We start from the raw sequence: 20,348 nt of genomic DNA, 5'->3' as shown, positions 1-20,348 counted from the left end.
GTCCGGTCAGGCCGGGGGCGGCGCGGTGCTGGAGCGGACCACCAGGCGGGTCGGGACCAGGGTGGTGCCGGGCTTGGTGCGGTGGTGGTGCACCTGGCGCAGGACGCGTTCGACGCAGCGGCGGCCCACCTCGGTGAAGTCCTGGTGCACCGTGGTCAGGGGCGGGATGAAGGAGGTGGTGTCGGTGATGTCGTCGAAACCGACGACGCTGATGTCGCGCGGCACCACCTTCCCCTTCTCGTGGAACGCGCGCAGCAGGCCGAGGGCCATCTGGTCGTTCGCCGCGAACACCGCCGTGCAGCCGGGCTCGTCGGCCAGCGCCAGCCCCGCCCGGTAGCCGGAGTCGGCCGACCAGTCGCCCCGCGACATCGCGGGCACGGGCAGGCCCGCTTCGGTCAGGGTGGCGCGCCACGCCTCGGCGCGGCGTTCGGCGGCGTAGGAGTCCTCGGGGCCGGCGACGTGCCAGACCGTGCGGTGGCCGAGGTCGAGCAGGTGGCGCACGGCCTGGCGGGTGCCGTCGGCCTGGTCGGTGTCCACCACGGTGTAGCGGTCGCCGCCGTTGGAGTCGACGATCACGGCCGGGATGCCGAGCGGGAGCGTCATCGTGGCCGCGTCGAGGAGGTGGACCTCCATGATCACGATGACCGCGTCGACGGCCAGCTCGCCGAGCCGGGTGAACGCGCCGAGCACGCCGTCCTGGGTCGGCACCGCCACGGGGATCAACGTGATGGCGTAACCCTCGTGCGCGGCGTGGTCCACTATGGCCTCCAGGGTGCGGCTGTTGCCGACCGTGGAGAGGGTGAACAGGATGACGCCGATGGTGCGGAACTCGCCGTACTTCAGCGCGCGGGCCGCGCTGTTGGGCCGGTAGCCCAGGCGCCGCATGGCGTCCAGCACCTGCTCGCGCGTGGAGCCGACGACGCTGGGGTGCCCGTTGGACACCCGCGACACCGTCTGCGCCGACACACCGGCCAGCCGGGCGACGTCGGCCATGGACACCCGGCGGGCGGGCGCGCGCCGCACGGGGGGCTGCCCGGACGACCCGGACGCGGATTCCGCGGTCACGTCGGGGCTCCTTTCCACCGGCAGCGTCGACGCCGTGTGGCGCGTCGCCACTATAGCCGGTGCGGAACGCTACTTGTTTGCGTAAACATCGATCACGCCTCGGTGTGGCCGAGCAGCGGTCCCGGCACGAAGCGGGCCGTGGGGGTGGTCAGGGCGGCGAGTTCGAGGACGACCAGCTCGTTGTCCCCGGCGCGCAGCACCGGGCCGGGCACGTACAGGGTGCGCTGGGGCCCGCGTGACCAGTACCGGCCCAGGCAGAAGCCGTTGACCCACACCAGGCCACGACCCCAGCCGTCGGTGTCCAGGTGGAGGTCGGCGGGCCGGTCGAGGTCGAACCGGGCGCGCAGGAACACCGGACCCGGCACCGCCGCCGGCACGGGTGTGGCGCCCTCCCGACCGGTCCACGCCGCCGGCGGCGCGTCGAGGGCGAGCGGGAGCACGTCCCACCCGGTCAGGGGACGGCCGTCGAGGGTCGCGCCGCCGATGAGGCCCTTGGGCTCGCCGAGGCGCGGCCCGTAGTTGACCCGGCCGTGGTCCTCGACCAGGACGGCCAGCTCACCGGCCGCGCGGGGCAGGCCGAGGGCGCGTTGGTGGTGCTCGCGCAGCAGGGTCCCGACCGGTCGGCCGGCCAGGAACACCGAGGCGTGGTCGCGCACCTCGCCGAAGCACAGCACGGCGGGGTCCGAGGCGTCGACCCGCGTGGTCGCCAGCGCCAGCCGCGGCGCGCCGTCCAGGTCGTCGAGCGCGGGCACGGTGTCGTGGCGCTGCCAGGCGGTCGACCGCTTCGCCAGGTCCAGCAGGGGCACGGGATCGGTCAACGCCACCGTGAACCGCGGCGTCGGCCGTGCGGCGGGCGGCGGTTCGCCGGGCACGTCGTGGTGGCGCGCGATGACCTCGCGGAACGCGTGGTACTTGGCGGTGGGGTTGCCTGCCTCGTCCAGCGGGGCGTCGTAGTCGTAGGAGGTGATGGTCGGCTGGTAGGTGCCCTTGTCGTTGGCGCCGCTGGTGAAGCCGAAGTTGGTGCCGCCGTGGAACATGTAGACGTTGACCGAGGCGCCGGCGGAGAGCAGCGCGTCGAGCTCGGCGGCGCTGTCCGCGGCCGAGGTGGTGTGGTGATGGCTGCCCCAGTGGTCGAACCAGCCGTTCCAGAACTCCGCGCACATCAGCGGCCCGGTCGGCTGGTGACGGCGCAGCGCGGCCAGCCGCTCGACCGCGCGCGAGCCGAAGGACGCGGTCCGGTGCAGGCCCTCCAGGCTGCCCGCCGCCAGCATCTCGTCGGTCGGCTGGTCGATCGTGGTCAGCGGCACGGTGATGCCCGCGTCGCGGGTGTGCTCCGCCAGGGTCTTGAGGTAGGTCTTGTCGTCGCCGAACGCGCCGTACTCGTTCTCGATCTGCACGAGGATGACGGGGCCGCCGTGCTGGACCTGGAGCGGGGCGACGACCTCGTAGACGCGGTCGAGGTAGGCCTTGACGGCGGCCAGGTAACGGGGTTCGGCGCGGCGGACGCCCACCTCGGGGTCGCGGAACAGCCAGGCGGGCAGGCCGCCGTTGTCCCACTCGGCGCAGATGTAGGGGCCGGGGCGGACGATCGCGTGCATGCCGGCGTCGGCGACCAGGCGCAGGAACCGGCCGAGGTCGAGCCCGCCGGTGAGGTCGAAGGCGTCCGGCGCGGGCGCGTGCGCGTTCCAGGCGACGTAGGTCTCGATGGTGTTCAAACCCATGCGCCGGGCCTTGTCGATGCGGTCGGCCCACTGGTCGGGGTGCACGCGGAAGTAGTGCAGGGCCCCGGACAGGATGCGGAAAGGCCTGCCGTCGAGCAGGAAGTCGCGCTCGCCGATGCTGAAGTCGGGCACGGGGATCGGGTGTTCCTTCCGGGTGTGGCGCCGGGTGTGGCGCCGGGTGCGGCGCGGGTGCGCGGTGGCGGGACGGCCGGTCGGGGGCCGTCCCGCCGTCGGGTCAGCCGTTGACGGTGAAGCCCTGTTGGTTGCCGTACTCGACGAGCGCCTTCTGCCAGTCCACCAGACCGGGGTCGAGGCCGGTGGCGTCGGTGTAGGACTTGCCGACGGTGTCGTTGAAGACGGTGTTGGCGTAGAGCTGGTAGGGCAGGTAGCTCCAGCCCGGCAGGACCTGGCCGGCGGCGGCGGTCAGGACCTGGTTGATCTGCTGCCCGCCGAAGTAGGGCGAGGCCTTGTCCTTGAAGGCGGCGGAGTCGAGGTCGGCCTTCGTGGCGGGGAAGCCGCCGCTCTCCAGGAACGGCTTGACGCCGTTGCCGTTGTTGAGCCAGCGCACGAAGGCCGCCGCGAGCGCGGGCTTGGCGCTCTGCTTGAGCACCGACTGCGTGCTGCCGCCGTTCTCCGCGGTCACCGGCGTGCCGCCGTCGTAGGTCGGCAGCGGGGCGACGGCCCACTTGCCCGCGCCGCCCGGCACCGAGGACTCCAGCACACCGGGCATCCACGCGCCGGTCGCCAGCGTGGCGATCGTGCCGTCACCCAGCGCCTTGTACCAGGCGTCGGTCCAGCCGGGGATCGTGGAGACCAGCTTCTCCTCGACGAGCTGGTCCCACGCGGCGGTCCACTTCTTCGCGCCCTCGTCCTGGAGGTCGATCTTCACGGACTTGCCGTCGGTGCGGAACGGCTTGCCGCCCGCCTGCCAGATCATGCTGGTCGCGAAGCCCGCGTCACCGGTGTCGTTGGTGATGTACTTGGTCGGGTCGGCGGCGTGCAGCTTCCTGGCCGCGTCGACGTACTCGTCCCACGTCTTGGGCACGGCGATGCCGTGCTGGTCGAAGAGCGCCTTGTTGTAGAACAGGGCCATGGGGCCGGAGTCCTGGGGCAGGCCGAACAGGCCGCCGCCGACCTTGACCGAGTTCCACGTCGAGGGGGTGTAGTCGCCCTCGAAGGCCTGGAAGCCGTACTGGCCGAGGTCGACCAGCGAGCCCGTCAGCGCGAACTGGGGGAGCGCCTGGTACTCGACCTGGGCGACGTCGGGTGCGCCGGAGCCTGCCTTGATGGCGTTCTGGAGCTTGGTGTAGTGGTCGTTGCCGGTGCCGGCGTTGACGTAGTTGACCTTGACGTTGGGGTGCTCCTGCTGGAAGGCCTCGACCTGCGCCTTGGCGGACGGGGTCCAGCTCCAGTAGGTGATCTCGCCGCCGTCGCGCAGGGCGGCGTCGACCGCGTCCTGGGTGCCGGTCGCGCCGCCCGGCGTCGTGCCGCCGCCGTCGCCGGAGGAGCAGGCGGAGAGCGCGGTGGCGAGGGCGGTGGCCAGGACTATGGCCACCCGGCTGCGCCTGGTGGGTGACATCGTGGGGGTCCTTTCGCGGCGGTGGGAGAGGGTTACTGCTTGACGCTGCCCGCGGTCAAACCTGACTGCCAGAAGCGTTGGAGCAGCAGGAACGCGATGACGAGCGGGACGATGGTGATGACCGAGCCGGTGATCACGAGGTGGTAGATCGGCTGCGCGCCGACACCGGAGGCCTGGGCGCTCCACTGGTTCAGCCCCACCGTGAGCGGGTACCAGTCGGGTTCGCTGAGCATGATCAACGGCAGGAAGTAGTTGTTCCACGTCGACACCACCGCGAACAGCGCGACCGTCACCACGCCCGGCGCGAGCAGGCGCAGGGTGACGGTGAAGAAGATCCGCAGCTCGCCCGCGCCGTCGATGCGGGCGGCCTCCAGCAGCTCGTCGGGCACGGCCTCGGTGGTGTAGGTCCACACCAGGTACAGGCCGAACGGGCTGACCAGCGACGGGATGATGATCGCCCACGGCGTGTTGGTCAGGCCCAGGTTGCTGAACATCAGGAACGTCGGCACGGCCAGCGCGGTGCCGGGGATCGCGATCGCGCCGAGCAGCACGGCGAACACGGCGCGCCGGCCGCGGAATCGGTACTTGGCCAGGCCGTAGCCGGCCGCGGTGGCCAACGCGGTCGCGCCGCCCGCGCCCACGACGACGTAGAGCAGCGTGTTGCCCAGCCAGCGCAGGAAGATCCCGTTGTCGTGGGTGAACGTCTGCCCGATGTTGTCGAACAGCGCGAACGTGCCGCCGAACGCCAGCCCGGACGTGGAGAGCAGGTCCTGCTGGGTCTTGGTGGCGCTGATCAGCAGCCACGCCAGCGGCACCAGCGTGTAGACCAGGTACACCGCCATGACCGTGGTCAGCAGGCGGGACTTGCGGGGTCGGAGCGGGGACAGGGCCACGGTCCTCACGCACCCTTCCGCGTGCCGCGCAGCTGCACGACGTAGGCGATGATCGCGGTGATGACGCCCATGACGATCGCCACCGTGGCCGAGTAGTTGTACTGCTGGCCGCCGAAGGACAACGTGTAGGCGTACATGTTCGGCGTGTAGTACGTGCTGATCGCGTTGGGCGCCAACGCCCGCAGGATGTTCGGCTCGTTGAACAGCTGGAAGCTGCCGATGATCGAGAAGATCGTCGCGATCATCACCGCGCCCCGGATCGCGGGCAGCTTCACGCTCGCGATCGTGCGGAACGCGCCCGCGCCGTCGATGGCGGCGGCCTCGTACAGGTCGTGCGGCACGACTTTGAGCGCCGAGTAGAGGATCAGCATGTTGTAGCCGACGAACTCCCACGTCACGATGTTGCCGATCGACAACAGGATCCAGTCGCCCGACAGCGGCAGGACGACCTTGTCGCCCAGCAACCCGTTGAGGTCCGCGGCGAGGCCGAAGCTGTCGCCGTAGATGAAGCCCCACATCAGCGTCGCCACGACGGCCGGCACCGCGTAGGGCAGGAACACCACGATCCGGAAGAACCCCGCCGCGTGCAGCCGGGCGCTGTCGATCGCCAACGCCGCCACCAGCGCCAGGCCGAGCATGATCGGCACCTGGACGACCAGGAACAGCAGCACCCGCAGGAACGACTCCCAGAACTTCCCGTCCCGGAGCACCGCCGCGTAGTTGTCCAGCCCCACGAACTCCGTGCCGCCGAAGAACACCTGCTCGCGGAACAGGCTCAACCACACCGCGTAGACGATCGGCGCCAGGAACACCAACGCGAACACGGCCAGGAACGGCGCGACGAACAGCCAACCCTTCCGGTCGACGCGCAGGCGGCCGGCGTTCCGCGCCGGGCGTGCCGGTGGCGCCTCGACCGGCGCCGAGATGGACGTCATCGTCTCTCCTGTTGACCGCGGCGAAGATGTTTACGCAAACATTTGGCGGCCGACGCTAGCTCGTCGACTCGGGCCTGTCCAGGGGGCCGTGCGGCTCCGCGGTGGGTGCGGGGTCCCGGCCGATCCTCTTGACAGCCTGTCGCCGGGGTCACAGACTGGCGCGGCCGCCGCTCATGTTTGCGCAAACATGACGTGTTCCGCAAGGTCCCCTCCACCCGGCACCACTCAAGAGGAGATCAACGATGAACTCTTCGCCCACCCGACGCCTCTCGCGCGTCGCGGCGGCGGTCGGCTGCGCCTTGGGCGTGGCCGGGCTGCTGACCGCGACGGCCTCGCCCGCCAGTGCGGACACCAGCCAGTTCAAGGGGGTCAACTGGGCCGACCCGCGCGACAACTACGCCGCCGACGAGGTAGTGCCCTCGGGGTTGTCCAAATCGGACGACTACGCCACCACCCACGCCAAGGCGACGGCGGTCATCGGGCAGTTCCAGGCCAAGCTCGGCGCCAACACCGTGCGGCTGCCGGTGAACCCGGCCACGGTCAACGGCCCCTTCTGGAACTCCTACACCGGCGCGATCGACGCCGCCGCGGCCAAGGGGTTCAAGGTCGTCCTGGGCTACTGGGAGTCCCCGACGGCCAAGGACGGCCGCATCGACGACACCGCCGCGTTCAACACCATGTGGAACCGGATCACCGCGAAGTACGCGGCCGACGCCGCGGTGTACTTCGAGCCGATGAACGAGCCGTTCGGCTACAGCAGCCAGGAGTGGCGCGACGTCGCCGCGAACTGGTTGACCGCCCGGCCGTCCGTGCCGCGCGGCCGGGTGTTCATCGGCGGCACGGGCTACAGCGAGGACGTCAAGCCGGTGTGCGCGGACAGCCGGCTCGACGGCACGTACCTCGCGCTGCACCAGTACGGTTTCTGGCACAAGGACTGGACCAGCCCGCAGCAGTGGGCCGACGACCTCCGGGCGCGCATCGGCACCTGCGCCTCGCGCACCGTGCTGGACGAGTTCGGCGCCGAGATGACCTCGGGCCTGGACTACAACGGTCCGGTCAACGGCTCCTACGAGGTCGCCTACCTCCAGGCCGCGACCGACACCCTGCGCTCGCTGCGCATGGGCTCGGTGTACTGGCCGGGCCTGCGCACCGGTGACAGCTACTCCCTGACCACCCTGAGCGGCAGCGGCGCCAACCTCACCCTGAACGTCACCAACCCCAGCGGCGCCGACCGGCTGCGGTGGGCGTGGGGCGGCGGTACCACCACGCCGACCGACGGCGTGCTGCGCGGGGCCGGGTCCAACCGGTGCCTCGACGTTCCGGGCGCGAGCCGGACCAACGGCACGGCGCCGACGCTCTGGGACTGCAACGGGGGCGCCAACCAGCAGTGGGCCCACACCGCCGCCCAGGAGCTGCGCGTCTACGGCGCCAAGTGCCTCGACGCCGAGGGCGGTGGCGGCACCGAGGCCCGGTTGATCATCTGGGACTGCCACGGCGGCGCGAACCAGAAGTGGACCCTGCACTCGAACGGCACGGTGACCAACAACCAGTCCGGCCTGTGCCTCGACGTGACCGGTGAGGCCACCGCGAACGGCAGCGCGGTCGGGTTCTGGCACTGCAACGGCAAGCCGAACCAGGTCTGGCGGCGTAGTTGAGGGCACGACCGGGTTCCCGCCGACGCGGGAACCCGGTCGCCCGTCAGGCCAGTCGGAAGTCCGCGACCCGGATCGGCGACGGCGTGGTGCCCGACGAGGCCTGCTGGTACTGCACGGACAGGACGCCGTCGACCGCGACCCGCGACGCGTCGACGTTGACCTCGCCGAACGCGTTCATCGCCGGCCGGTCGAAGAGCAGGGTCCAGTCGGTCCACCCACTCGCCTCGCTCGCCGCCACGATCCGGCCGCGCGGCATCACCAGGTAGGCGTTGTCGGCGTGGTCGAAGACCAGTTTCGTGCGCTGGGTGCTGCGGGGCGGCACGGGCACCTCGCGCTTGGTCCACGTGTCTCCCGAGCGGGTGAGGTGGAAGGTGCGCGCGTACCGCGCCCGCTGCGCGGCGTAGTCCGACACGCACCGGGTGAACCGCTCCGGCACGTAGCTGATCACCACGTGCGGCGTGCCGGTCGAGTCGACGGCCTGGCTCTCCTGGTTCATGAGCGCGTGGTCCGGGCCGAGGTGGTCGACGAGGACGCCGGGGGAGGAGACGGCCACGCGCTCCCCGCCGGTCGTGCCCACGACGGCGCCCGCGCCGGTGCGCCAGGTGCGGCCCCGGTCGTCGCTGCGGACGTAACCGGTGTCGTGGTTGGTCAGGCCGCCGGGCGCGCACAGCACGCCGGGATCGTCCTCGCGCCACGTGAAGGCGGCGTGCAGGCGTCCGTGCCGGTCGTAGTCCAGCCCGTGCAGGTACATGTTGCGCCTCGTGGACACGACACCGCTCGGCCCGGTGTACTCGCCGGTCGCCGAACTCCAGGCGCCCAGCCGTCGCCAGGTCCCGCGGTCGTACTCGGCCAGCTCGTTGACGCCGTTCCCGGACCTGCCGGTGCGGTAGCTCAGCTGGAGGCCCCCTTCCGGGGTCACCACGAACTGGGGGTAGCTCAGGTCGCCCGGGTCGACGCCGTCCAAAGTCCGTTGCACCGCGCCGAACACCGTCGCGTCCCAGGAGGTCGTGAGCGGTCGCGTGACGAGGCCCGGGATCGACTTCACGTAGAAGACGGGGTTGTCGTGCGTGTCCATCGCGACGTGCAGCGTCCCGTCCTGCGGGGAGATGCCGAGCGAGATCACGTTGTGCGAGTCGTCCACGCTCAGCCGGTGCGGCAGCACGACCTTCTCCCACGCGCCGCCGAGCGGCCTGCGCGCCACGACGGCGTGGCGGCTGCCGGTGTACCAGGTCGCGTACTGGTGACCGGCGAAGGTGACGATCGCGTCCCGCTGGAAGGAGTTGTTGTTGACCACGCCGTCGTAGGACACGAAGAACAGCGCGGCCGGGTCCAGCAAGGTGTCGGACACCAAGGTCGCTCTCGGTGCGATCGCTCGCCCGGTGTCCGACACCATCGCCGTTCCTCTCGTCGGTTCGCCGTACCGGTCAGCTCGTGCGCGGGGTCCGGTCCACGACCGTCCACCGCTGGTTCGACCCCGAGTTGGGCACGTACACGCCCACCCTGGTGCCGACGCCCGTGCCCTGGCCGACCACGTCGAAGAGCCGGCCGGTGGCGGCGTTGACGAACGTGTAGCTGCCGTCGCCCGTGGTCGACATGATCCACTGGGCGGCCGGGTCGGTCTGCGCGCCCGGTTCGAGCACGAGGTTGCCGCCCCGGTCGGCCAGGCGCTTGCCGCTGTCGTGCCGCACCGCGTAGCGCTCGCGGTTGCCGGTGCCCGCGGTCACCGGCTCGATGCGCCACCGCGCGGTCGCGTCGGCCTGGTCGGCGGCGCCGAGCACGACCGAGTTCCCGTCGGCGGAGGGCACCAGCGCCTTGCCGCTCTGCACGCCGTTCAGCGTGTAGCTGTGACCGGGCTGCACCAGCGCCGCGTCGGACGCCACGCCGCGCACGCCGTCGACCACGAAGGTGGTCACCGACTTGGCGGGCACGGTGAGCGTCGCCGAGCGGTCCGCGACCCGCACCGCCTTGCCCCGCACCAGACCGCCGGCGACGTCGCTGACGACCGGCGTCACCGAGGCGTTCGCGTGGACCGCGCCGAAGCGCGACAGGTCGAGCGTGACGGCGCGCGGCTCGGTGGTGTTGTTGATGTGGACGACGGTGGCGGACGAGCCGTCGGCGGACACCGCGGCCAGGCTGGACGTGTTGTCCACCTTGATGACGTGGTCACCCGGTCGCACGAAGTGGGTGAAGTTGCGGATGGTGTGGAACTTGGTGTTCGTGCGGATCGGGCACGTCACGGGCGTGGCGTCGGCCGGGCAGTCGAACGGGACCTGGATCGCGCCCCAGTTCTTGCCGGCCGCGGCCTGCGGGTTGTAGTCCTCGATCGCCTGCCACAGCAACCACGCGGACGGTTCCAGCTCGCGCATGTCGTTGACGATCCGCTCGGCGATGCCCAGTCCCGGCTCCATGCTGGTGAAGCTCTGGCCGGTGCCCCAGGTGCCGTCCACCTCGCTCATCCACAGCGGCTTGTCGGCGCCCTTGGCGATGTCGCGCGCGGACGTGCGGTGGCCGGTGCCGTAGGTGTGCACGTTGAGCTGGTCGACGGCGGCCTTGCCCTCGGCGCCGTAGGCGTTCCAGTTGGTGCGGAAGATGGTGGGGCTGGTCTCGTCCATGGCGGACAGTCGGGCGTCGAGCGCCGAGTCGTCCAGTGCCCGGCGGAGGGCGAGGACCACGCTCTGCTGGAGGGCCGGGCCCGCGTGGGCGCCCTCCTGCCTGCCCCCGGTCGGCTGACCGTCCGGACCGAGCTGGGTGCCCCAGTACGGGGTGTTCGGCTCGTTGAGGGGATCGATGGTGTCGAACCGGATGCCGTGGGTCCGCTCGATGTGCTCGGAGACCCGGACCAGGTAGGTGGCGAAGTCGTCCACCCGGTCGGCGCGGATCTGGTCGGCGGAGGGGTCGAACCCGCCGGAGACGTACCCGCTGACGGTCTGGAACCACGGCGGCGAGTTGCTGAACGCCTCCCAGTGGCTGACCTCGTCCTTGATCCGGTCGATCCACCAGCGCTGGTTGGCGTCGGCCGAGAGGTCCCAGTGGGCCGGGTCGTCGGGGTTCCACCAGTCCACGTCCTCGCGGGTGGTGCCCTCCGGCGCCCGCCAGAAGCCCTCCATCGTCGCGCCGGCCTTCATGTAGTCGTCGCGCACGTCGGGCGCGTTGCCGCCGCCGATGTTGTAGCGGGCGATGTTGAGCCGCAGGCCGTCGTCGCCGTAGAGCAGGTTGGCGAGGCGGTTGCGGATCGCGTCGGGGTAGCCGCCGGTGGCGTTGGCGAACCAGACGAGGCTCGTGCCCCAGCCCTCGAACGCGGGCTGCTGGTAGGACGGGTCCGGCCGCACGGTGACCGCGGCGGTCGCGTCCTGCGCGCCGGCGGTCGACGGGTACGTCACCGCCAGGGTCGCGACCACCGCGGTGGCCAGGCCGGCGGCGGCCAGCCTCGACCGGGAACGGCGGGGTGTTCGGCGAGGGTTCATCGTCGTTGATCTCCTCTGCGGTGTCCGGGCCTGGCCGGTGGTGGAGCGGGAGAGCAAGAGCAAGTCGGTGCCGGGACGAGCATGTGCGATCGTTTAAGTCGAGTCAAGCACTATTTGATCGTTTACGATCGTTTTGTTCGGGTCTGAGACCGAAGGAGTCGAAGTGGTCGCGGTGCTGTGCGTTGGCGAGACCATGGCCGTGTTCACCCCCGCCGAAGCGGGGCCTCCCGAGGACGTGCGCGCCTGGACGCGGGGCACCGGCGGCGCGGAGTCCAACGTGGCCTGCGCGCTGGCCGCGCTCGGCGTCCCCGTCGGCTGGGTGAGCGCGGTGGGCGACGACCCGTTCGGTCGGGCGGTCGTCGCGTCCGTGGCGGGTGCGGGCGTGGACGTCTCGCGCGTGGTGGTCGACCCGACCCGGCCCACCGGCCTGTACATCAAGGAAGCGGGCCGGACCGGCAGCGCCGTGCGCTACTACCGCGCGGGCTCGGCGGCGTCCGCGCTCGGGCCGGAGCTGGTCGACCGGCTGGACCTGGGCGCGGTGTCGTTCGTGCACCTGACCGGCATCACGGCCGCGCTGTCGCCGTCGTGCCTGGCGCTGGTGCATGCCCTGCTGGACCACCCCGGCGTCACGACGTCGTTCGACGTGAACTGGCGACCGGCGCTGTGGGGTCCGTCGGGGCCGGACGTGCTGCGCTCCCTGGCCGCGAAGGCGGACCTCGTCCTGGTCGGGGACGACGAGGCCGAGGCGCTGTGGGGCGTGTCCGAGCCGGCCGCGGTCCGGGAGGTGCTGCCCGAACCCGGCGCCGTGGTGGTCAAGCAGGGCGCGACCGGCGCGTCCGTGCTGGCGGCGGGCGCGGAGCCGGTGTTCGAGCCCGCGCTGGAGGTGGACGTCGTGGAACCGGTCGGCGCGGGCGACGCCTTCGCCGCGGGTTTCCTGGCGGGCCGCCTGGCAGGCGCTCCACCCGGGCGCTGCCTGCGCTCCGGTCACCTCGCCGCGGCCGGGGCGCTGTGCACGATGTCCGACGTCGCCGTGCCGCTGCCACCGGCCGACGTGGCACGGCTGCTCGTCGCCGATCCGGCCACGTGGGCCGCCGCACGCGTCAGCGCGGCGGGTGTGCGGTAGGCCGGGTGCGGTAGGTCGCGTTGGTGCGGTTGGCGTGCGGTGATCCCTCGCCGGGGTGGTCACCGCACGCCTCAGCACGGCCTGCGTGCCGTGAACCGGGCGGGTCGATGCAGTTGGCGTGCGGCCGGCGTGCGGTGATCAGCGCAGTGCGTCCGCGCGTGCGCCGGTCGAGGCGCGTTCACGCAGTTCGGAGCTGAGGACGACCCGGCGCACCGGCCGGTCGGGGCCTTGGGCCAGGCGTTCGAGCGCCAAGTGCACGGCGGTGCTGCCCACGGCGTACTTGGGCGGGCGCATGGCGGTCAGCGGCGGGTGGGCGAACCTGGCCACCTCGTCGTCGTAGGCGACCACCGACAGGTCGGCCGGCACCCGGATGCCGCGTTCCTCGGCGCGCTGCACCAACGACACCGCCTCGCGGTCGGAGTGCACGACCAGCGCGGTGGCCCCGTGCTCGGCGCACAGGTCCAGCACCCGGTCGACGTCGACCGCCCAGCCCGGCTCGTAGTAGGCGGCGACGCTGACCTCCGGCGCGGGCCGCAGCCCGAGGTCGGTCATCGCGTCGTGCCAGCCGTCGCGGACCTGGCCGGACGTGGGGCTGGTCGCGCTGATCGCCAGCCCGATGCCGCGGTGCCCCTGGCCGTGCAGGTGGCGGACGGCGAGCTCCGCGCCCGCCGCGTGATCGGTGCGCACGGACTCGACGTGCTGCCGGTACGGGCCGGACACCGCCGAGCGCTCCACCAGGACCACCGGCACGGGCAGCGCCGTCAGCCAGGCGAGGAGCTCCTCGGCCCCCGCGCCCCGGGTCGGCGGCGCGACGAGCAGCGCGTCGACCGCGCCGCTGCCCATCATCCACTCGACCTGGTGCCGCACGTCGTCGACCTGGTAGGACGCCCCGCGCAGCACGAGCCGGGCGCACTTCTCGTGCGCGGTGTCCTGCGCGCCGCGGATGACCTCGGGCCAGTAGTAGTCCAGCGACGGCACGACCATCCCGATCGCGGGCGTCGAGTCCTCGCCGGACGGTTCGGCGGGCACGTCGGCGACCAGCCTGACCCCGCCGTGCACCCGTTCCACCAGGCCCTCGGCGGCCAGGTCGTTCACGTCCCGCCGCACGGTGACCGGCGTGACGCCCATGGCCTGGGCGATGTGCGTGATCCGCACGACGCCCCGGCCCGCCAAGTGCTCCAGCAGCCACTGCCGTCGGGCGGCGGGCAGCATCGCGCCCTTGGCCTCCGCACCCGGTTTGTCCGCCATGACCGCCTGCTCGCCTCGTCGTTCTGATCGAAACTGATCGTAACAAGCAAACTGTACAGTCTTGCCCTTCCTTTGTGTCTGAGATTGACTGTTTCCGACCGTCACCTGAGTGAAACGATCCGACCGAAGGAAGGCGACGCAACGTGGAGCAGCGCTACGCGACCGCGCCGCAGCAGGTCCCGTCCATGACCACGGACGACCTGCGGCAGCACTACCTGGTCGAAGACCTGTTCGCCGACGGCGAGGTGCGCGCGGTCTACAGCCACCACGACCGGGTGGTGCTGGTGGGCGCGCTGCCGAGCGCCGGCCCGTTGCACCTGCCGGCGTTCCCGGAGCTGAAGTCGGAGCGGTTCTTCGACCGCCGCGAAGCCGGGATCGTCAACGTGGGCGGACCGGGCACGGTGACCGTCGACGGTGAGGAGCACCGGCTCGCGCCGACCGCCTGCCTGTACGTCGGCCGCGGCGTCGCAGAGGTGTCGTTCGCGTCCGACGACGCCGAGGCGCCCGCCGCCTTCTACCTGTTCTCCGCGCCCGCGCACACGGCCTACCCGACCGTGCTGGTGGAGCCGGGCGCCGGCACCGTGCGCGAGCTGGGCGACCCGCTGACCTCGAACCGCCGCACGCTCACCCAGTACATCCACGAGAACGGCGTCCGCAGCTGCCAGGTCGTGATGGGCGTGACGTCGCTGCACCCCGGCAGCATGTGGAACACCATGCCCGCGCACACCCACGAGCGCCGCATGGAGGTCTACCTCTACTTCGGCCTGCCCGAGGACGCCCGCGTCGTGCACCTGCTCGGCGAGCCGAACGAGACCCGGCACCTGGTGGTGGCCGACCGCCAGGCGGTGATCTCGCCGCCGTGGTCGGTGCACAGCGGCGTCGGCACGGCCGCGTACAGCTTCGTCTGGGCCATGGCGGGGGAGAACCAGGCGTTCGACGACATGGACCCGCACCCCGCGGCGGCGCTGCGATGACGCCGGAGGCGGCCGGCCTGCTCGACCTGACCGGCAAGACAGCCGCGGTCACCGGGGCGGCGCGCGGCATCGGGCTGGCCGTCGCACGGCTGCTGGCCGCCGCGGGCGCGGACGTGATCGGCATCAGCGCGTCCATGCCAGAGGGCGACAGCCCGGCACGGGCCGCGGTCGAGGGCGAGGGCCGGGTGTTCACCCCCGTGCGGACCGACTTCGCCGACCACGCGCAGGTGGCCGAGCTGGGTGCTCTCCTGGCCGCGCGGGAGGTGGACGTCCTGGTCAACAACGGCGGCACGATCCGCCGCGCGCCCGCCGCCGAGCACAGCGACGCCGACTTCGACCACGTGATCGACGTCAACCTGCGCGCCACCTGGACGCTGTCGCGCGACGTCGGCCGCGCGATGCTGGCCCGCGGCTCGGGCCGGATCGTCAACGTCGCGTCCATGCTGAGCTTCCAGGGCGGGATCACCGTGCCCGGGTACACGGCGTCGAAGTCCGCGGTGGCCGGCCTGACCAAGGCACTGGCCAACGAGTGGGCGCACCGCGGCGTCAACGTCAACGCCGTCGCGCCGGGCTACGTCGCCACCGACAACACCGGCGCCCTGCGCGCGGACCCGGACCGCAACCGGTCCATCCTCGACCGGATCCCGGCGGGTCGCTGGGCCGAACCGGAGGACATCGCGGGCGCGGTGCTGTTCCTGTGCTCCCGCGCGGCCGACTACGTCCACGGCGTCGTCCTCCCGGTCGACGGCGGCTGGCTGGCGCGGTAGGTGCGGTGGGTGCGGTGGGTGCGGTGGGTGCGGTCAGGCGGGCGGCGGGACCGACGAGCCGCGCACGCGCAGGGACGGGGTGATCACCACCCGGTGCGACGGCCGGTCCGGGTCGTGCAGCCGGGCGGCCAGCAGCGACACCGCCGCCCGGCCGATGGAGCGCCGCGCCGGGCGCACGGCGGTGAGCGCCGGCGTGAACAGCGCCGCCACCTCGTCGTCGTAGGCCACCACCGACAACCCGGACGGCACCTGCACGCCGCGCTGCTCGGCGCGCTGGACCAGGGCCATCGCCTCGGTGTCGGCGTGCACGAGCACCGCCGTGGTGCCGGTGGTGGCCAACGCGTCGAGCACCTCGTCCAGCGCGGTGTCCCACCCGGCCGTGCCGGGCGTCGGGATCGAGGTGTCCACGGTGGACCGCGGGTCGCGGCCGGTCTCGGCGCACGCGTCGAGCCAGCCCCGGTGCACGTGCGGGGAGGTCGGGCTGTTCTCGCTGGTCACCAGGCCGACCTTGCGGTGGCCCAGGGACACGAGGTGGTGCACGGCCATGGCCGCGCCCAGGGCGTGGTCGGACACCACCGACTCCACGACGGCTTGGCGCGGGCCCACGGTCGCGACGCGCTCGACGAGCACGACCGGGGTGTCGATGGTGCTCAGCCACTCGATCGTGGCCGCCGCCGACGGCGCGGTCAGGCTCGGCGCGGCGATCAGCCCGCACACGTCCTCGTGGTCCAGCAGCCGCTCCAGCTGGGGCCGGTCGTCGGCGCTCCCGTAGGACGAGCCCCGGAGCAGGATCCGCAGCCCGTTCGCGGACGCTTCCTCCTCCGCGCCGCGGACCACCTCCGGCCAGTAGTAGTCGAGCGAAGGGACCAGCATGCCCGCAGCGCCGAAGTGCACGGGCTCCGCCGGGGCCTCTAACGGCTGCGTCGCGGCCGGCAGGAGCTCGGCGGTGGGCAGCGTGGCGCCGCCGTGCACCCGGCGCAGCAGGCCCTCGCCGTCGAGGTGGGCGATGTCGCGGCGCAGCGTCACGGCGGTGACGCCCATCTTGTCGCTGAGGTCGGAGATGCGGACCATGCCGTCGCGGCGCAGCGCCTCCAGGATCGAGGCGCGCCTCTTGGCGGCGAGCGTGCGGGACTCGGTGTTCACGACGCGTCCGCCGCGGTGGCGCGTGGCGACGGCGCCGCGGCGTCGGGCCGGGGTCCTGTGGTCGGCCGGGCCGTCGCCCGCGTCCCGCCGGCCGCACCGTCCCCCATGCGCGCTTTCGTCACCGCACGTCCTCTCGTCGTTGATCGTGACCCCAATTATGTGGGCGGCCCGCCGTGACACCCCACGGCGACAGGCCGGTCCGCGCCCACGCCGTCCCCGCGCGGATGCGTGCGAAGAGCGTTCATGTGAGTCTTGACACGATCGCTCCTGCACGTATTTACTACTTAACAGGCAAAGCGATCAAAAACGAAAGTAACTGTGCACCGTTTGATCGAACGCCTTCGACGCTGAAGGACGAGTCACATGCCGCCGGAACCCCTGTTGAGGGCCGCACCACCGACCCCGGTCGCCGGGTGGACCCGCGACCAGTGGGCGGGCACGGCCGACGCCATGCTGCGCGCGGTGCGCCCCTTCGCCTCGCCGGGCCGCGCGCGGATCACCCTGCCCGGACCGGCCGGCGGCTACGGGACCGACGTGGACGGCCTGGAGGGCTTCGCCCGCACGTTCCTGCTCGCGGGTTTCCGGATCGCGGGCGAACGCGGCGCCGACCCGGACAACCTCGCCGAGTTCTACGCCGAGGGCATCGCGGCGGGCACCGACCCGTCGTCCCCGGACCGCTGGGTGCGCCTGGACGAGCACCCGCAGGCCAAGGTCGAGGCCGCCTCGCTGGCGCTCGCGCTGGACCTGACCCGCCCGTGGCTGTGGGACCGCCTGGACCCGGCCGTGCGGGAGCGGGTCGTCGCCTACCTCGCGCCCGCCGTGGGCGACCCGACCTACCCGCGCATCAACTGGGTGTGGTTCCGGCTGATGGTGCAGGCGTTCCTGCGGTCGGTCGGCGGCCCCTGGTCGCCGGACGACGTCGAAGAGGACCTCGCCACCCACGACGGCTTCCTCCGCGAGGACGCCTGGATGGCGGACGGCCACGAGCGCGCGTTCGACCACTACGTCGGCTGGGCGCTGCACGTCTACCCGCTGCTGTGGTCGCGGATGCCCGGCGCGGCCGGCTTCGCCGAGGCCCGCCGCGACCGGGACACGGCGCTGCTCGACCGCTTCCTGCTCGACGCCGTGCGCCTGGTCGGCGCGGACGGGTCGCCGCTCGTGCAGGGCCGCAGCCTGACCTACCGCTTCGCCGCCGCCGCGCCGTTCTGGGCCGGCGCCCTCGCCGAGGTGCCGTCCACGCCGCCCGGGGTGCTGCGCCGGGCCGCGACGAGCGTCGTGCGCCACTTCGTCGACCGGGGCGCCCTCGACGAGCACGGCCTGCTGTCCCTGGGCTGGCACGGGCGGTGGCCGCGCATCGCGCAGGCGTACTCGGGTCCGGGCTCGCCGTACTGGGCGGTGAAGGGCATGCTCGGGCTGGCCCTGCCCGCCGACCACCCGGTGTGGCTGGCCGGGGAACTGCCGCTGCCGGTCGAGCGGGGCGACTACGTGCGGGCGATCAAGGCGCCGGGCTGGCTGGTCAGCGGCACGGCCGCGGACGGCGTCGTGCGAGTCGTCAACCACGGCACGGACCACGCGGTCCCCGGTGACACCAGGGGCGACTCCCCGCTCTACGCCCGCTTCGGCTACTCCACCGCGACCAGCCCGTTGCTGGACCGGGGCAGCTGGGCCGATCCGGCCGACCAGGCCGTCGTGCTGGTCGACGCCGAGGGCCGGGCGTCCCACCGGTCCGGCATGGCGGTCGGCGCCACCGAGGTGGTCGACGCGGACGGCGTCGCCGTGGGCGTCGGCTCCTCGTCCGGCGTCGTGCGCTGGCTGGAGCCCGACGAGGCGCAGCAGGGCCACGGCTCGGGCTGGTCGGGCCGCCACCACGACGCGGGCGCGGTCACCGTGCACTCGTTGGTCCGCGGTCCGTGGGAAGTCCGCCTGGTCCGCGTGGACGACGTCGCCGAGGACCGCCCGCCGGTGGCCCTGCGGCTGTCCGGGTGGGCCGTCGCGGGCGCGGACGTCGACATCCGGTCCACCGAAGCGCCGTGCGTCCAGGGTGACGACGGCACGCGCTCGACGCTCACCGTCCTCGTAGGACAGACGACCGACTCGGGCGTGTCCGTGCACGAGGACGCCGGACCCCTCGGACCGGTCGCCGCGGTCCCGTGGGCCCGGTGCCCCGTCGTGCCCGGCGAGTGGTTCGCCGTCCTGCTGGAACTGGCGCGCGGCGCCGGCTCCTGGTCCGTAGAACCCGAGGTCCGGCTCGACCTCGGGCCGACGACCCGGGTCACCACCCGGTGGCCCGACGGCGCGCGCACCCGCGTCGCGCTGTCCTGACCGGCGGGCAACCCACCCGCGCTCCCCGTTCTCCCCGTGGCTCGACCAGGAAGTGAAGGACCATGCGACACCGCCATCCCCGGTGGACCGCCATCGCGGCCGCCGTCACCGCCCTCACGCTCACCGCGACCGCCTGCGGCGCCGACGAACCCGCCGACACCGGCGGCCCGGTCACGCTGACGATGAGCGCGTGGAGCATGAAGACCACGCCCGAGTTCCAGAAGCTCGCCGAGGCGTTCCAGGCGCAGAACCCGGAGGTGAAGGTCGAGTTCAAGGAGTACGACGCCACCAACTACGACACCCAGCTGACCGCGGACCTGGCCGCCGGCAGCGCGCCCGACCTGTACGTCCTGAAGAACCTCAAGAACTTCATCACCTACCAGGCGGGCGAGCAGCTGCTGGACGTCTCCGACGTCGCGGGCGGCCTCGGTGACAAGGTCAACGGCCTCGGCAACTACAAGGTGGACGGCGTGACGTACGCCGTGCCCTACCGGCAGGACTCCTGGTACCTCTACTACAACAAGGACCTCTTCACCGCGGCGGGCGTGACGCCGCCGAGCGAGACCTGGACGTGGGCGGAGTACGAGAAGGCCTCGGCGGACCTGGCGGCGGGGCTGAAGGCCGCCGGATCGCCCGCCAAGGCCGCCTACCAGCACGTCTGGCAGTCGACGGTGCAGGGCCTGGCGCTGGCCCAGACGCAGGGCGCCGACCTCGGCAGCGGTGACTACGGCTACCTCGCGCCCTACTACAAGCGCGCGCTGGAGCAGCAGCAGGCAGGCGCGCAGGTGGACTACGGCACGGCGACCACGAACACGCTGCAGTACCAGGCGCAGTTCGGCACGCAGCAGGCCGCGATGATGCTGATGGGCAGCTGGTACGTCGCGACCCTGCTCGCGCAGCAGAAGGCCGGCACCGCGCAGCCGTTCCAGTGGGGCTTCGCGCCGGCGCCGCAGGCCGACGCGGGCGCCAAGGACAAGCCGATCACCTTCGGCGACCCCACCGGCATCGGCGTCAACGCCGCGATCGACGAGAACAAGGTCGCGGCCGCCAAGAAGTTCCTGACCTTCGTCGCGGGCGAGGGCGGCGCCACGGCGCTGGCGTCCATCGGCATCACGCCCGCGACGCTGACCGACCCGGTGGTGCAGGCGTACTTCGGGGTGCAGGGCATGCCGTCCGACGAGCTGTCCCGCTTCTCGTTCACCACGCACGACACCCGTGCGGAGAACCCCGTCTCGGCGCAGACCGCCGCGTTGCAGAACATCCTGCAGGAGACCCACTCGGCGATCATGTCCGGGAGCACGCCGGTGGACGAGGCGCTGACCAAGGCGGGCGAGCGGGCCCGCAGCGAGGTCCTCGAGTCCAAGTGACCGCCCGGGGGGGGGGGGGGGGGGCGCCCCCCCCCCCCCCCCCCCCACCCCCCCCCCCCCCCCCACCCCGAGACGGGCGAGCCGAACCCCCG

At 72.5% G+C, this 20,348-nt stretch carries 15 protein-coding genes; 6 read left to right on the top strand and 9 right to left on the bottom strand.

Translation table 11 applies throughout. The features are described 5' to 3' along the window. Positions 1-6 precede the first annotated feature (6 nt). The 5 genes from AB0I91_RS28955 to AB0I91_RS28935 all read right to left on the bottom strand — a co-directional run bounded on the left by AB0I91_RS28955 (position 7) and on the right by AB0I91_RS28935 (position 6,193). Positions 7-1,065, bottom strand: a complete 1,059-nt coding sequence (locus AB0I91_RS28955) for a LacI family DNA-binding transcriptional regulator (RefSeq protein ID WP_499614263.1) — start codon at positions 1,063-1,065, stop codon at positions 7-9. 92 nt (positions 1,066-1,157) lie between these two features. Then, the gene (locus AB0I91_RS28950) at positions 1,158-2,918 is read right to left on the bottom strand and encodes a glycoside hydrolase family 35 protein (RefSeq protein ID WP_498779389.1); all 1,761 of its coding nucleotides are present in this window, start codon (positions 2,916-2,918) and stop codon (positions 1,158-1,160) included. Positions 2,919-3,021: 103 nt separating this feature from the next. After that, positions 3,022-4,365, bottom strand: coding sequence for an ABC transporter substrate-binding protein (locus AB0I91_RS28945; protein WP_498779388.1), 1,344 nt, complete (start codon positions 4,363-4,365; stop codon positions 3,022-3,024). 32 nt (positions 4,366-4,397) lie between these two features. Further along, positions 4,398-5,207, bottom strand: coding sequence for a carbohydrate ABC transporter permease (locus tag AB0I91_RS28940; protein ID WP_498779563.1), 810 nt, complete (start codon positions 5,205-5,207; stop codon positions 4,398-4,400). A 56-nt stretch (positions 5,208-5,263) separates the two neighbouring features. Beyond that, a complete protein-coding gene (locus AB0I91_RS28935) occupies positions 5,264-6,193 on the bottom strand; it encodes a carbohydrate ABC transporter permease (RefSeq protein WP_498779387.1) in 930 nt (309 codons plus the stop codon). A gap of 242 nt (positions 6,194-6,435) precedes the next feature. Between AB0I91_RS28935 and AB0I91_RS28930 the strand changes: the two genes are divergently transcribed. Further along, positions 6,436-7,848, top strand: coding sequence for a ricin-type beta-trefoil lectin domain protein (locus AB0I91_RS28930; RefSeq protein ID WP_498779385.1), 1,413 nt, complete (start codon positions 6,436-6,438; stop codon positions 7,846-7,848). 43 nt (positions 7,849-7,891) lie between these two features. Here AB0I91_RS28930 and AB0I91_RS28925 read toward each other — a convergent pair whose 3' ends face one another. Further along, on the bottom strand, positions 7,892-9,196 hold the full coding sequence (locus AB0I91_RS28925; RefSeq protein ID WP_499639738.1) for a BNR repeat-containing protein: 1,305 nt from the start codon (positions 9,194-9,196) through the stop codon (positions 7,892-7,894). Positions 9,197-9,272: 76 nt separating this feature from the next. Beyond that, positions 9,273-11,312 (bottom strand): glycoside hydrolase, encoded by a 2,040-nt coding sequence (locus AB0I91_RS28920; RefSeq protein WP_499639736.1) that lies wholly within the window; start codon positions 11,310-11,312, stop codon positions 9,273-9,275. A 172-nt stretch (positions 11,313-11,484) separates the two neighbouring features. Between AB0I91_RS28920 and AB0I91_RS28915 the strand changes: the two genes are divergently transcribed. Then, positions 11,485-12,435 (top strand): sugar kinase, encoded by a 951-nt coding sequence (locus AB0I91_RS28915; RefSeq protein ID WP_499639802.1) that lies wholly within the window; start codon positions 11,485-11,487, stop codon positions 12,433-12,435. A gap of 138 nt (positions 12,436-12,573) precedes the next feature. Here AB0I91_RS28915 and AB0I91_RS28910 read toward each other — a convergent pair whose 3' ends face one another. Continuing rightward, positions 12,574-13,683 carry a LacI family DNA-binding transcriptional regulator gene (locus AB0I91_RS28910; RefSeq protein ID WP_499614276.1) on the bottom strand — a complete coding sequence of 370 codons (1,110 nt, stop codon included), beginning with the start codon at positions 13,681-13,683 and terminating at the stop codon, positions 12,574-12,576. 143 nt (positions 13,684-13,826) lie between these two features. On the opposite strand from AB0I91_RS28910, the gene kduI reads away from it, so the two are divergent. After that, positions 13,827-14,657, top strand: coding sequence for a 5-dehydro-4-deoxy-D-glucuronate isomerase (gene kduI / locus AB0I91_RS28905; protein WP_498779378.1), 831 nt, complete (start codon positions 13,827-13,829; stop codon positions 14,655-14,657). Next, positions 14,654-15,424 (top strand): SDR family oxidoreductase, encoded by a 771-nt coding sequence (locus tag AB0I91_RS28900; RefSeq protein WP_498779376.1) that lies wholly within the window; start codon positions 14,654-14,656, stop codon positions 15,422-15,424. Before kduI ends, AB0I91_RS28900 begins: the two co-directional genes overlap by 4 nt. 33 nt (positions 15,425-15,457) lie before the next feature. Here the strand turns inward: AB0I91_RS28900 and AB0I91_RS28895 are convergent, their stop codons facing one another. After that, complete coding sequence (locus AB0I91_RS28895; RefSeq protein WP_499639734.1) at positions 15,458-16,567, bottom strand: LacI family DNA-binding transcriptional regulator; 1,110 nt, start codon at positions 16,565-16,567, stop codon at positions 15,458-15,460. 363 nt (positions 16,568-16,930) lie between these two features. On the opposite strand from AB0I91_RS28895, the gene AB0I91_RS28890 reads away from it, so the two are divergent. Further along, positions 16,931-18,889 (top strand): DUF2264 domain-containing protein, encoded by a 1,959-nt coding sequence (locus AB0I91_RS28890; RefSeq protein WP_499639732.1) that lies wholly within the window; start codon positions 16,931-16,933, stop codon positions 18,887-18,889. Positions 18,890-18,951: 62 nt separating this feature from the next. Beyond that, complete coding sequence (locus AB0I91_RS28885; protein WP_498779371.1) at positions 18,952-20,256, top strand: ABC transporter substrate-binding protein; 1,305 nt, start codon at positions 18,952-18,954, stop codon at positions 20,254-20,256. Positions 20,257-20,348: the final 92 nt, after the last annotated feature.

Source organism: Actinosynnema sp. NPDC049800 (genome assembly GCF_040656635.1).
GTDB lineage: Bacteria > Actinomycetota > Actinomycetes > Mycobacteriales > Pseudonocardiaceae > Actinosynnema.
Note: the sequence above shows the minus strand (reverse complement) of the source record. Positions and strands in the feature narration are given on the sequence as shown.